Annotated in this window: 13 protein-coding genes; 3 read left to right on the forward strand and 10 right to left on the reverse strand. The window is 57.1% G+C overall.

The genetic code is table 11. The features are described 5' to 3' along the window. Positions 1 to 276: 276 nt before the first annotated feature. The 3 genes from VH599_01720 to VH599_01730 are packed head-to-tail and all read left to right on the forward strand — an operon-like array spanning position 277 to position 2393. The gene (locus VH599_01720) at positions 277 to 882 is read left to right on the forward strand and encodes a TetR/AcrR family transcriptional regulator (GenBank protein HEY7347008.1); all 606 of its coding nucleotides are present in this window, start codon (positions 277 to 279) and stop codon (positions 880 to 882) included. Positions 883 to 889: 7 nt separating this feature from the next. Next, positions 890 to 1501, forward strand: coding sequence for an ABC transporter ATP-binding protein (locus tag VH599_01725; GenBank protein ID HEY7347009.1), 612 nt, complete (start codon positions 890 to 892; stop codon positions 1499 to 1501). A 31-nt stretch (positions 1502 to 1532) separates the two neighbouring features. Beyond that, on the forward strand, positions 1533 to 2393 hold the full coding sequence (locus VH599_01730; protein HEY7347010.1) for a hypothetical protein: 861 nt from the start codon (positions 1533 to 1535) through the stop codon (positions 2391 to 2393). 35 nt (positions 2394 to 2428) lie between these two features. Here VH599_01730 and VH599_01735 read toward each other — a convergent pair whose 3' ends face one another. From VH599_01735 to VH599_01780, 10 genes are all read right to left on the reverse strand, one after another. Next, positions 2429 to 3289 carry a dihydrofolate reductase family protein gene (locus tag VH599_01735; GenBank protein ID HEY7347011.1) on the reverse strand — a complete coding sequence of 287 codons (861 nt, stop codon included), beginning with the start codon at positions 3287 to 3289 and terminating at the stop codon, positions 2429 to 2431. Continuing rightward, positions 3286 to 3936 carry a GTP cyclohydrolase I FolE gene (folE, locus tag VH599_01740; protein ID HEY7347012.1) on the reverse strand — a complete coding sequence of 217 codons (651 nt, stop codon included), beginning with the start codon at positions 3934 to 3936 and terminating at the stop codon, positions 3286 to 3288. The genes VH599_01735 and folE overlap by 4 nt, the downstream gene beginning before the upstream one ends. Before the next feature lie 33 nt (positions 3937 to 3969). Further along, the gene (locus tag VH599_01745; GenBank protein HEY7347013.1) at positions 3970 to 4602 is read right to left on the reverse strand and encodes an ArsR family transcriptional regulator; all 633 of its coding nucleotides are present in this window, start codon (positions 4600 to 4602) and stop codon (positions 3970 to 3972) included. A gap of 89 nt (positions 4603 to 4691) precedes the next feature. Then, entirely contained in the window at positions 4692 to 5876 is a 1185-nt protein-coding gene (locus VH599_01750) for an amino acid ABC transporter substrate-binding protein (GenBank protein HEY7347014.1), read from the reverse strand. Between the two features lie 234 nt (positions 5877 to 6110). Next, positions 6111 to 6803, reverse strand: coding sequence for a response regulator transcription factor (locus VH599_01755; protein HEY7347015.1), 693 nt, complete (start codon positions 6801 to 6803; stop codon positions 6111 to 6113). Between the two features lie 67 nt (positions 6804 to 6870). Beyond that, positions 6871 to 9624, reverse strand: a complete 2754-nt coding sequence (locus tag VH599_01760) for an ATP-binding protein (GenBank protein HEY7347016.1) — start codon at positions 9622 to 9624, stop codon at positions 6871 to 6873. A 96-nt stretch (positions 9625 to 9720) separates the two neighbouring features. Further along, positions 9721 to 10536, reverse strand: a complete 816-nt coding sequence (locus tag VH599_01765) for an ABC transporter ATP-binding protein (GenBank protein HEY7347017.1) — start codon at positions 10534 to 10536, stop codon at positions 9721 to 9723. A gap of 16 nt (positions 10537 to 10552) precedes the next feature. Next, positions 10553 to 11407 carry an ABC transporter ATP-binding protein gene (locus VH599_01770; protein ID HEY7347018.1) on the reverse strand — a complete coding sequence of 285 codons (855 nt, stop codon included), beginning with the start codon at positions 11405 to 11407 and terminating at the stop codon, positions 10553 to 10555. Beyond that, positions 11373 to 12434 (reverse strand): branched-chain amino acid ABC transporter permease, encoded by a 1062-nt coding sequence (locus VH599_01775; protein HEY7347019.1) that lies wholly within the window; start codon positions 12432 to 12434, stop codon positions 11373 to 11375. Before VH599_01775 ends, VH599_01770 begins: the two co-directional genes overlap by 35 nt. An 11-nt stretch (positions 12435 to 12445) precedes the next feature. Beyond that, positions 12446 to 13321 (reverse strand): branched-chain amino acid ABC transporter permease, encoded by an 876-nt coding sequence (locus tag VH599_01780; GenBank protein ID HEY7347020.1) that lies wholly within the window; start codon positions 13319 to 13321, stop codon positions 12446 to 12448. Positions 13322 to 13419 lie beyond the last annotated feature (98 nt).

Raw genomic sequence — 13419 nt, forward strand, 5'->3', positions numbered from 1 at the left:
GCTTTTGCTGTTGGGGCACGCCTGATGTCTCAACAGTGATAGTATAACCAGCTTCTTGCGATTTGTCAAGATGTTCGGGAAGTATATCAGGGGCAGAAAAGCAAGAAGCCTGGAAAATCTCGCGCAACCAACAATATTTCGCATTACGAACCTCTTGACATCCTCTGCTTTTTTCGGTATCCTATAAATAACTGACTAGACAGTTATTTATAGTGAAAATGAACAAATGCTTCGACACAGAGCAAAGGTTATACAAGAGCAGGCTGGAGGGATACAATGTCTCCTCGCCCTGATGTCAGCGAAGAGCGCAAAGCACAGATTCTCAATGCAGCAACGGCAATCTTTGCCCGGCTGGGCTTCCACGAAGCGCGGATGGAGGATATTGCCAAAGAGGCCGGACTGAGCAAGGCCACACTCTATCTCTACTTCAAGAGCAAGGACGACATAATCGCCGCCATTCTGGACCATTTCTATCATCGGGGGTTGCAAGACTTGCAGTTGGTCCAGGGGTACGAGGGGTCGATCACCGATCTGCTGCTCATGATTACGCGTTTCCTGGCCGCCGAGGCGGAGCAGATGATGGCGCTCTTGCCCATCTCTTTTGAGTTCTATGCGCTGGCCGCGCGCCGAGAGGATGTGCGCCAATCGGTCAAGGAGTATTTCCAGAGCTACCGCGAAGGGCTGGCGGCGTTGATTCAACTAGGGATTGAGCGAGGCGAGTTCCGGCCAGTGGACCCACATGAGGCCGCCATTACCCTTGCAGCCATCTTTGAAGGGCTGGGGGTGCTGGAAGCAACCGACCCCGACGTAGTGAGCTGTGAGGTTCTTGCCGAAAAAGCCGTTAGTTTGCTGCTAACAGGGTTAATAATAAAGAAGGAGTGAGAACTAAATGTCAGAACAGGTCTTGCGCGTTCAGGAGATTCATAAGTCATTTGGGCGGCACAAAGTCTTGCAGGGGGTGAGTTTCTCAGTCTCACCTGGCACGTTAGTGGGCATCGTTGGCGAAAACGGCGCGGGCAAATCAACGCTGCTCAAGATTCTGGCGGGCGAGCTACGCCCCAACCAGGGGCAAGTCATGCGGCGCGGCGCGCTGGGCTACTGCCCGCAGCAGGTGATCTTGAACGAGGCGCTGACCATCAGCCAGCACCTCGATTACTTTCGCGCTGCCTATGGCATCGATAGTCTGCGCCCTGCCGACGAATTAATCGAACGCCTGGGCTACGCGCGATACCGGGCAGCAATCGTGCGCACGCTGAGCGGCGGCACGAAGCAGAAGCTGAACCTGACACTGGCGCTGATGCACCAGCCCACTGTGCTCCTGCTGGATGAACCCTATCAAGGCTTCGATTGGGAGACGTACCTCCGCTTCTGGGAACTGACGACTGAGTTGCGCGAGCAGGGCTGCGCTGTGCTGGTGATCTCCCACCTCTTCTTTGAGCAAAAACGCTTTGATGAACTCTATCACTTGCAGCAGGGCCAGATAACACGGGCCGCCTCTTGATAGACGTCCCTCCCTAGAAAGGAACTAGAGTATGACAAGTTCGTTCTCTCGGCGCTTGCTGACTGCTACGCGCTACGCGCTCTTTGAACAAGGCCGCAACCGATTTGCTCTGGGTCTGTTACTGATCTTCGTCCCCCTCTGGTACTACCTGGTCCTGCTGCTCACACGGGGCACAACGCTGGATTTCAAGTACTGGGCAACCGGAGCGATGCTGCATGTTGATGGCGGCAATCTTTCGCTGCTGACCGCAGGACTCAATGCCATTACACTTATCGTCGGCTTTATGTTCTTTGCCGCAGTTGGCAAAGGCATGCAGTTTGATCGTCGGCTCGTCCTGAGCGGCTATCCGCAAGTCGTGCTGATCCTGGGTAAGCTGCTCGCCCTGCTGCTGGTCACGGCGCTTATCTCCCTTTACGCCAGCCTGGTCCTTTTCGCCTTCTGGCAGCATGGGTATCCGGCCTCGTTGCCGCTGATCTGGCTGGGCTTCTGGTGCTCCGCGCTGATCTATGGCGGCCTTGGGCTGCTGCTGGGCGTGCTTGTGACAAATGAACTGGCCGGATTTTTTCTGGTCATTATGGTCAGCCTGTTTGATACCTTCATACAAAACCCTGTCGGTAATCCGGTGGGCAATCAGCCCATACTGAAGGAGTTCCCCTCCTTCGGCGCAATGCAACTCGATGTGGCGGGCGGATGGCCCAATCCAGTTCCCTGGGAATACTTTGGCCTGTCAATGGTCTGGTTTGCGGGATTTGCGCTGCTGGGGCTGATTATCTTCTGGTGGCGTACCCGCGCCCGCAGCGTGCGGACCCTCCCACTCACAGCGCCAGCCCCAACAGTATCCAACAGGCCGAATCTCAACGTATCGGGGACGGTAAGCTCTGAGATCCCATGACGCCAGGATTCTAAGCTACCGCTGGCGCTTGCTTATCAAGTCGTCCCACGAGTCTCTCCGAAGGCATAGCGTAGGAAAAGATGGCTGCTGCCACGCCTGAGATCGACCAGGGTTCCCCAGACAGGCTGCTCCGGCGCAAAGCGTTTGCCATCAACAAAGCCGGGGCGTTCGGTTGAGCCATCGCGTCCCGCCACCTGTGGAGCCAACGTCAGAAAGAGTTCATCCAAGAGGCGCTCAGCAAAAAAAACGCTCATCAGCTTGGGACCGCCTTCGGTCAAAATGAGGTCACAAGAACGCTGTCGGTTGATTGCCTCCAACACGGCCTTTGCACCGACAGAACCCTCGCCTGCTGCAATGCTGACCTTCACCCAGGATGGCAGCAATTGCTCTCCCAAGCGTTCTGCCCCGGAGCGGGTCGTCACAATCAAAACAGGCGTCTCGCCAGATTGAAACACTGGCAAGGAAAGATTCACAGCCCCCTGGGCCGTAACGATCACACTCAGCGGTGGCTCTGCTATGCCAAGACGCGCGCGTGTCTGCTGATACGCCTGGAGAAGCGGCGGATAGATATGCCCAGCGGTCCAGCGGTGGTTAGGAACCGAGCGGAGCGTACCCGCGCCAATAATAACCGCATCAGCGATGGCGCGGAGTAAGCCCATCACCAGGCGATCATGTTCGTTGAAGCCGCTGATCTCGCCTCCCCCGGTTCTGCTGCCCGGCGAGTTCAGCGCAACCACACCGTCCAGCGTGCTGACAAAGTTGCCGATGATATAGGGCCGCCCAGGATGCGGTGGGAACTCCAGCCGACCATACACCGCTGCCAGTTCTGCTGGCAGCGGCAACGCGGGACCGCGCTCAATGGCGTAGAGCGTTTCTAATGGTTCAAGTGGGTTCATGGGCGGACTCCACAGGCCGTAAAGAACTCAGCCCGCAAGGCTGGGTCGCTCTCGTAATGGCCGCGCCAGAAGGTCGTGCGCGTCAGGGGCGCTCGCTCGCGCACGCCGCGCATCTCAGTACAGAGATGCTGGGCCTCCAGATAGACCGCCACGCCATGTGGCTGAAGCATCGTTTCTAATGCTTCGGCGATCTGTTGCCCCACGCGCTCCTGCACGGTGAAACGCTTGGCGAACAGCCGAACCAGCCGGGTCAGTTTGGAGATGCCAATAATATGCTCGTGGGCAATATAGCCGAGATAAGCCCGGCCAAAAAATGGGAGCGCGTGATGCTCGCACAGGCTGAAGAACTGAATCGGCCCTTCGATCACTTGGCTCAGCCGACAATCCGGCCCGCCTCGACACTCCGTCTCAAAGACCGTCAGCAGCTTGGGATCGCCCTCATAGCCCTCCGTAATATCGTAGAGCGCGCGAATAAAGCGCTGTGGAGTCTTCTCCGTGGCCGGGGTATTGGTCTCCATCCCAAAGGCCGTAAAAATCTCAGCCACATAATCCTCAAACCGCCGCATCTGCTCATCGGAAATGCGGCGCGGGTGCAGGCGCATGGCGGCCTGGTAATCCCGATCATCGGTCTCGTCAACAAAGAACATTAAATACACCTTTCCAGGCAAATAGCCCAGGCTTCATGTGGTTTTAGACACGGCAAAATGGCAATGAGGCGCTTCTCCTCGCGCGCAATGCTCCTCAACTGGCTTTCCCACCAGTTCCCCCAGCAGCGCCTCAGCCAACTGGCACATCAGCGGATGGTCTGGAACCAGCGTCGCCAGAGGGCAGAGCTGCCCCTGAATCCAGAAGACCTCTTCTGCTTCCTCCAATTCCGCCAGTCCTCCCAACTCGTTGAGCGTTTCCGTAGCGACGCACAGGCGCATTCTCAGATCGCCTGCCGGAGTCGGCAATGTCTTCCCCAGACTCCTTCCGGTGGCGCGGATAAATTCTTCGACCTGTGTTGGAGGCAGTTGTTCTTCTAGTACGTCGAGCAACTGGTGCAGCACCGCTTCGTATGCCTTTGGGAACAAACGCTCGGCTTCAGGAGCCAGGGCATAGACAAAAGCGGGCTTGCCAGAACCGCGACGCACCCCCTGCTGGGCAACCAGCCCATCGCGCTCAAGCGTTGCCAGGTGCGCACGCACAGCATTATCCGTCAGGTGGAGCGCCTGGGCCAGTTCCTCGACAGTTCGGCTGGCCCGACGCAGAAGCAGAATCAGTTGGCCGCGCGTGGTGGCGAAAAAACGATGATTCCAGGGCGTTGTCATCATCCCTCCTGCTCTCCCTTCTTGGTGGAGAGTATAGCAGGGACTTTTTGTCTTTGTCAAGCAAGTCAATAGATTATTTGACTTACTTACTGCTACCTGCAAGAAGGCATCGGGTAGAGCGCCGCTCGCTCGGCAACATCAAACGGAAAGACTGTGTATTGCTTGCCATCTGGTTGCATTTGCACCACAGCCATTGGCTTATAGATATTGGCTCCCTGTTGGTTAAATTTGATCCGCCCGTAAAAGGTCATCACATCAAGCTGCGCAAGCGCGGCACGCACAGCAAGCGGATCGAGACTGCTCGCATGTTCCAGCGCCTGTCCAAACGCGATCACTGCTGCCGAAGCCTCCGCGACTTCGTAGGGAATCTCTTGATACAGAGGATATTGAGCAGTGAAGGCTGCGGCGTAGGCTTTTGGAGTTCCCCACGGATCAATGCCCTCATATTTGAGCGCGCTGGTCCATTGGGTTGCTCCAAAGATGTAGTTGGCCTGACTTTGCAGATACGCGCGAAAGAGCGTTGAAGATGGCCCTACACTAAAACCCATCGCTTTGGGCGAGACACACAGCGTTTTCGCCTGCTTCGCCAGCAGAAGCGTATCTTGAACATGGCCCGCACCTAAGAGGAGGTCGGGATGCAGCGCCTTAATCGCCAGCAGTTGTTGGCTGAGATCTTGCGTATCCGTAGGGTAGAAGTCTTGATAGACTACCTTCATCCCACGACTCTGAGCATATTCGGCTGCGCCTGCCACCACCTCTTTGGAGAAGGAATCTCTAGCGCCCAACAACGCTACTGTCTTGGCGGTGGGATCTTTAGCCAGCACGACAGCAATAATCCCACGCAGATAGTCTGTGGCTGGACTCAGCACCCCAAAAACGTAGTGATACCCATGAGCAAAGATACTGTCTGCCGAGCCGTTGGAACTCACCAGCGGCAAATGATAGCGTTCAGCCAGGGGTGCAACGGCTTCGGTGAGATCTGAACTGTATGGGCCAAGGAGAAAATTGACCTCATCTTTGTTGATGAGTTGCTCATAGAGGTGGACTGCCAGATCAGGTTGGGACTCGTCATCATAATAGCGAAGCGCCAGACGATAGACTTTCCCCCCAACTCTCAGCCCCCCTTCCTCGTTGATCGTATTGATCGCCATGAGATAGCCATCGCGGGTGTACTGACCCTCTTGAGCCAGCTCTCCTGTGATGGAAATGGTCGCGCCAAAGGTAATGTCGCCCCCGGCGCTATCGCTTCCTTTCCAGGTCGGAGTACATCCAGTCAACAGGAGGCATAGAGCTATCGTCAGCAGTGGAGCGTATCTCCATCGAGCGCAGCGCCACATCGGACACCTCGTTTTCCAGATCAAGCGTTGATCTGCTGTATTGAACAGGGGCAATTTCGCCAGGGAGAACGGCCTCCTCACTTGTAGCCCACCTTCCAGGCGACCAATCGTCGTGTCGCCTGGAAGGCTGTACTTACAAGTAGCCCTGCGCCAGAGGGGTTTTATTAGGCGCTCTTAAGAACCCATAAAGCGATAGCCGATGCCCGATTCAGTCACAAAATAACGTGGATTCGCTGGATCAGGCTCCAGCTTATGGCGTAAACGCCCCATATACACGCGCACATATTCAGCCTCTTCCCCATATTCAGACCCCCAGACCCGCTGTAAGAGCATTCGATGGCTTAACACCTTGCCCTCATTCGTCACAAGTTGCTCTAACAAGGCAAATTCTGTTGGCGTCAGACGAACATCCTCCCCAGAGAGACGAACCACACGCCCTTCGAGGTCAATCTCCAGATCTCCATAGCGGCGCACACCCGCCGAGGGAGGCTGTGCGAACCACTGACCACGCCGAAGTGCTGCCCGGACGCGCGCCAGTAACTCCTCCACCCCAAAGGGTTTCGTCAGATAATCATCAGCGCCGAGATCAAGGGCTGCTACTTTGTCGCACTCGTCATCGAGCGCCGTGAGGATGATAATGGGTACCGTTGAGATCTCGCGTATCCGACGACAGACCTCTAACCCATCCATAGAGGGCATCATAATATCAAGGATGAGCAACTGTGGGTGATCTGTCTCCCAGAGTCTGAGCGCCTCAATGCCGCTGCTTGCCTCCAGAACGGCAAAGTCCCGCGCACGCAGGTTGCGACAGATGAAAGCGCGCAATTCCAACTCATCCTCAGCAACCAGAACTCGTTTCGTTGGCATGGTCAGCTCCTTTGACCAGGGCAGCAACTTCTCGCGCGTACCCGCTTAGCAGCGCCAGGCATCCAGATCAAGCGCCAATAGGTGAGCCTGAGACAACATGGTGCCCTTGGAAATACTCGCTAGGCGCTTCCTCTCTGGCAGACGCAGGACCAATGGGGAGTGAAAAAGAAATAGCCGTCCCCTGATCGTTACTTTCGGCCCAGATCGAGCCATTATGCGCTTCAATAACTGCCTTGCAGATGGCTAACCCTAACCCTGTGCCTCCTGAGCGCTGCTGGATGCCCTGCTTGGCCCTGTAAAAACGCTCAAAGATATGAGGAAGCTCATCAGGAGTGATACCAGGTCCATCATTCCACACGGATACGACCACCTGTCCTTCCTCTAGCCTGGCAGTGATGCGAACTTCACCCGCTCCATAGGCGCGCGCGTTGGCAAGCAAATTGCGAAGAACGACTTCGATACGCGGCCCATCCAGTTCTAGCAGGGGAAGCTGTTCTGGCAGCGCAACTGAAAGAGAAGGGATAGCAACGTCAAGCTGGCGCAGAACTTGCTCCACCAGTTCCCCAAGCTGTCTGGGGCGCTGATGAAGGGTGAGAATGCCCGCCTCCAGCCGTGATAAATCCAACACGTCGCTCACCAGATGCGCCAGGCGATCTGCCTGCGCGCTAATGACCTGGAGAAAGTGATGTTGGTCTTCTGCTGACCAGGTTACATCTTCCTGAAGCAGCGTCGAGGCATTCCCCTTGATAATAGAGAGTGGTGTCCGTAACTCATGCCCGACAGTCGCCAGAAGCGTCGTCTTGAGTTGGTCGATTTCGCGCTCGCGGGTCACATCGCGTAGAAGGAGGCCGCGCCCACTGACCAGGCCCGACTCATCATGCACGTCAAAGACCTGAAGCCGGATGGACCGTTTTTGCGCTCCTGCACTCATCTCCATGACCCAGGTTGGGGTCTCGCCCTGAGCTATACGTGCAAGCATGGCATCGTAATCGTCCTGGCTCGCGCTGGCGCCACGCAAGGCCGCGTGGATCGAGGCGATGGAGTTATCCTCCAGCACAGCCACCAACGACCCAAGGATGGCTTTCGCGCCAGGGTTCGCATAGAGTACGTTGTCATTGACGCTCGCCAGGATCAGCCCATCACTCATACTGCTCATGATGGCGGCCAGAGTCTGTTTTTCTTTCCTGGCCCGTAAATAGAGGCGCTTGTTTTCTTTGGCGATCTCACGGAGCCGTTCATCGCTGCGCTCGTAGAGGACGGCATGCTCCCAGGCCAGCATAGCATAGTTGGCAAAGGTGAGCAGCAGATCTACTTCGTGAACACTGAAGGGCTGAGGGTGTGTCCGATGGACCACCAGCACCACGCTCCCCACATGGCTGCTGATAATTGGGATGGACAGGATGGAGCGGAAGCCTTCGGCATAGGAAATAGCCGGAAAGAACTTACCTTCCTCTGCCAGCATTTGCACCGGATGCCCACTACGCAGGGCCAGCATAGAGGGTGATTCCTGGTCATCAGGCGAGAGGCGAAAACCCTGACGCAGAGCGGCGCTTCGTCCCTCACTGGCGAGTACCCGTAAACCCTCTTGCTCGTCTTCAACATACACGGTAACGGCCTGCACATTGACCAGCCGCCGCGCCTGGTCAATGATAGTTTCCGCTACAGCTTGCGGATCAAGCGATGCGACCACCGCGCTGGAGGTTTCAAGTAGGGTGCGGAGTTCGGCTAACTGAGTGCTGACATCGCCTTCCAGCCGTTGCAGCGAGCGGGTCAGTTCGCCCACCGCGTCACTCCGCTGCGTGAGCAACGAAATGGAAGGCAACGTTGGCACGCGGGGAGGGGGAAAAGCTCGGTAGCGGGTTGCCAGTGTTTGCAGCGGTTGAATCACCCGTCGCGTGAGCAGGAGCCAGAAGCAGCAGCCTCCTAGTGCGAAAAGCACCGCCGCGACCACAAGCCAGGTACGAAAATGGTAAATGACGGCCAGGGCTTCATCGGCAGGTCGCTGCACTACGACAGCCCAGCCAGTGCCTGGAACCGGGACAGAACTGAAGAGCCACTCTCGCCCATCTGGCCCACTCCCCAGCCTGGTCGCTGGGTGTCCGGCCAGCGCATCGCTTGCCCCGGGTAGCTCACTCTCTACTGGCTGAAGGAGCCGTTCACGTTCGGAGGTACCGATAAGCTGCCCATCTTGATCGAGGAGACTGATGAGCAGGTGGTGTTGCTGGCGTTCCTGGGCATTGATGACAGTGCGGAGCGGAACGCTGAGGACATTGAGCGAGAGATTCGTGGCGACGATCCCCTGTAACATCCCATCAGGGCTACGTACCGCCTGAGCCACCGCTACCACCGCATCAAAGGTAGTCAGATCGACAACTCCTTCTTCTACAACCGGGCTGGTGGCGTTCCTGGCCTTCTGATAGACCGACAGCGGATCGTGGGAAAAATCGACCCCCAGAGTAAGTGGGTCTTGTGGAACTGAGACACGAAGCACCCCGTCAGCATCCAACCAGTAGACGCGATCAATATCGTTGCGAGCCATCTTAAACGCGCTGAAAGTTCGCTGCATCGCCGCCAGATCGCCCTGGCGTACCTCCTGCTGCTGGCTGAGATCGGCTACCGACGCTTTCGCGTTGCCGAGCTTGATGCTGGTCTCGATAGCCATCTCCTGGGCCAGAGCGAGGTCTGACGCCTGCACCTGGGATTGCAACTCCTGCTGTACGACGGCATTCACCATCAATCCAGTACCCAGGACGATCAGGACAAAGAGCAAATAGCCGCTGAGCAGTTGCACGAGCAGTGATTGATGTCTGATGCGTGTCATAGCGCCGCTCCCAGCACGAAACCGCTCTCCAACAGGAGGACTAAGAGACTATCAGTTTCTCTGTTATTATGCACCTCCTGTCTACTAATGCAAGAGCTACTTACCCAGTTGAGCCTCTGCTGCTGGCTCGTCTGGCTTGCTGACGCCTCGCTCTCCGAGATAGGCGGCGCGCACCTGTGGACTGTCCATAAGGGCGCTGGCTGAGCCACTCAGGACGATGCGCCCGTTCTCAATCACATAGCCCCGATCCGCTCGTTCCAGTGCAATCTGGACATCCTGCTCAACCAGCAGAATACTCAGTTTTTCCTGCTGGTGGATAGTATCCAGCGCCGCAAGGATGTCATCAACCACGTTGGGCGCCAGACCGAGCGACAGTTCGTCAATCAGCAGCAGCTCCGGGCGAGCCATCAATCCTCTCCCAATAGCGCACATTTGCTGCTCGCCGCCGGAAAGCGATCCTGCTAGCTGCTTGCGGCGCTCACGCAGCTTGGGCAGGAAGGTAAAGACACGCTCAAGATCGTCGGCGATGGCGCGCGCTGAACCAGCTCGGTGGGTATAGGCGCCAAGCCGGAGATTCTCTTCGACGTTGAGTCCAGCAAAAAGTCGGCGGCCCTGGGGGATGTGTGCCAGCCCCAGCCTGACTACCTGTTCCGCGCCGACGCGGGCAATCTCACGTCCGGCAAAGGTGATACTGCCTCTCCAGACTGGCAGCAGGCGCGAGATCGTGGTCAGAAGCGTCGTTTTGCCTGCGCCGTTAGCCCCTACTAGGGCAATCAGTTCACCAGAGAGAATCTCCAGAGACACATCCCAGAGAACCTGATTATCACCATAGCCAGTCGCTAGATTCTGGATAGTGAGCAGCGGCAGCGTAGATCGAGAAAGCGATGCCGCAATCTTGCTCTCCTGGGACACTGACCTCTTTGCAGAGTCATTCATCGTGCTGATGCTGCCTTTCCTTATCCCCCATCTGCGCTTGCTGCGCCTGGCGCTGCCGGAGATAACGCTCGCCCAGATAGGCTTCGATCACTTTCTGGTCGGAGAGTACTTGCTCAGGCGCATCTTCAGCGATTTTCCGTCCGTGGTGCATGACCAGAATCCGGTCAGACACGCCCATAATGGCCTGCATCACATGCTCGATGACGATGATAGTTACGCCCGTCTGGTTGATCGCGCGGATCAAGGAAACCGCTTGCGCGACCTCGGTAGGAGTCAGCCCGGCCATAACCTCATCCAACAACAAAAGCGTTGGGTTGGTTGCCAATGCGCGGGCGAGTTCCAGCCGTTTCCGGTCAGCGGTAGTAAGCTGGTTCCCCTTGAGGGCCGCTTTGTCGGCCAGCCCCACCAGCCCCAGTACCTCATCAGCCACGCGCAGCGCCGCGTAACGACCCAGATGCCGCTGACCAAAGAGCGCGCCTATCAGAACGTTTTCACGAATATCCAGACCGGTAAATGGTTGGGTAATCTGAAACGTGCGCGCGATGCCCAGGTGCGCCCGGCGATTGGCAGGCATACGGCTAATATCCTTGCCTTGATAGATGACCTTGCCGACAGTTGGCCTGAGCGCGCCAGCGATCAGATTCACCAGCGTTGATTTACCGGCGCCGTTGGGGCCGATGATGCCCAGCACCTCACCTGGCGTTACCACGAAGCTGAGGCTATCCACCGCCGGGAGGCCACCAAAACGCCTGCCGATGTTTTCCAACTGAAGCAAAGGCACAGCAAAGGCTTGCGCTGCTCCTAAAGGGGCTTCAGATGCCGTTATCGGCGATGAACCGTCGGACACGTCGCGCTCCTTCAATAAAGCGATTGCTGCGGGCGGCTCCCGGCGCGGGTTTCTGGAAGAATTCCTGCACCAGCGGTAAGAGTCCTTGCGGCAGCAATATGGTGACGATGACGATAGCCGCGCCAAGCAAGGTATTATGGATACTAAATCCGCTGACATCCAGTTGATAGGAGCCGTATTCAAAGATGATGGCTCCCACCAGCGGGCCAAGAATGGTTCCAGCGCCCCCCAGGAACGTGAGCAAGACCATCTCCACCGAGATGCCCACATCAAAAACCGTGAAGGGGTCGAAACCAATCAGCCAGTAGGCATACAGCCCACCAGCCAGCGCGGTTGGAATCGCGCTCAGCACAAAGGCGCTGACTTTATACCAGTACGTAGCGATGCCCAGCGCCTCTGCCGCCTGCTCGTTTTCGCGGATAGCGACCAGCGCGTAGCCGAATTTGTTGCGCGTCAGCAGAACAGTGATCAGCAAGCACAGCAGAGAAAGTCCCAAAAACGCGTAGAAGAAATACTGATAGGCCGCGAGACCTGGCGGGAACAAAGAAACCTCGCCACCGCTGCCGCCGATATTGCGAACTGCAACCAATTCACGCAGCGCCTCAGCGATACCCAGGGTGGCTATGGCAAAATAGTGGCCCCGCAGCCGGAGGACCGGCAGCCCCAGCAGGAAGGCAAAGAGGCCAGCAATCAATGCGCCTCCCACCAACCCTACCAGGAAAGGTATGTTGGCCTGCAAGCAGAGGCCAACGGTATAAGCGCCGATGCCAAAGAACGCTGCATTCCCGAAGGCTGCGTAGCCGGCAAAACCGCCGATAAAGTTCCAGCTTTGCGCCAGGACACAATACATCAAGATGAGCGTCCAGGTATGCAGATCGGACGCATCGCCAGTGAATGGAGTCAGGCCGATGAACGCTAGAATGACCAGCCCCCCAAGCAGGGACCAGAGCCATCCCCGCCCCTCTTTTGCTGCTGGGGGGGAAGCAGTGGTCGTCGGGGACGCCGATGGCTTTGCGCTTGTCGCCATGCGATTCCTCCTCACGAGTAGAACGCCTTGCCCAGCAAGCCCTTTGGTCGCAAGACAAGGACGGCGACCAGCAGCAAGAATGCGATGACATTATTATACCCAGGGCCAATCCAGGAGATGAGCGGCGCTACCGTCTCGGCCAGGCCGAAAACGAGTCCACCAGCAATAACTGCCCAGGGTGTACCCAGACCACCGAGAATCACAATGACAAAAGCCGAAAGGGTGAAGCTGCCGCCTTGGGAGGGGTCGAAGGACTTGAGTTCAGCCAGCATCGCTCCAGCAGCTCCAGCCAGCGCCGCGCCGATGCCAAAGGTCAGCGCGTAGATACGCCGAATGCTGATGCCCATCAGACGCGCCGCATCGCGGTCCATGCCAGTCGCCAGAATGGCATTGCCGGTGCGGGTGCGCTCAAGGAAGAGGCTCAGTGCCACAGTCAGCAGGAGGGCGATGGCCGCTGCGATCAGTTGGTCAAAAGCGATATGCGTCGAACCAAAGTTGAGGCCAGCGCCTGAGTAGGCCACATTGACAGAGCGCGCGTCGCTCTTGAAGAATTGTTGCAGCAAATCGGCAATCAGCAGGTCCAGCCCGAAGGTCAGCATGAACGTCACCAGGAAGGGCGCCCGGATGATACGGTTGATGGCGACATATTGCACAATCCACCCCAGGACAAACAGGACCAGCATCGAGATCGGAATACCAAGGAACGGATCTAGATGCAGGGGGGAGGTAAATATCCAGAAAGTGGTATAGGCGCCAACGAGGACAAAGGAGCCATGCGCCAGATTGACAATATTCATAATGCCCCAGACCAGAGAAAAGCCCAGGGCTACAGCAGCATAAAAGCTGCCGACCAGGAGCCAGTTGACAACTGCTTGCCCCCAGGGCATAAATGCTCTCCCTTCGCTACAACAGAGGATCGCCGGATGCCCCGATGGCACAGGCGAGGACGCAGCAGGCTGGCTGCGGCTCGCAGCATAGCTACGAG

Source organism: Ktedonobacterales bacterium (assembly GCA_036557285.1).
GTDB lineage: Bacteria > Chloroflexota > Ktedonobacteria > Ktedonobacterales > DATBGS01 > DATBHW01.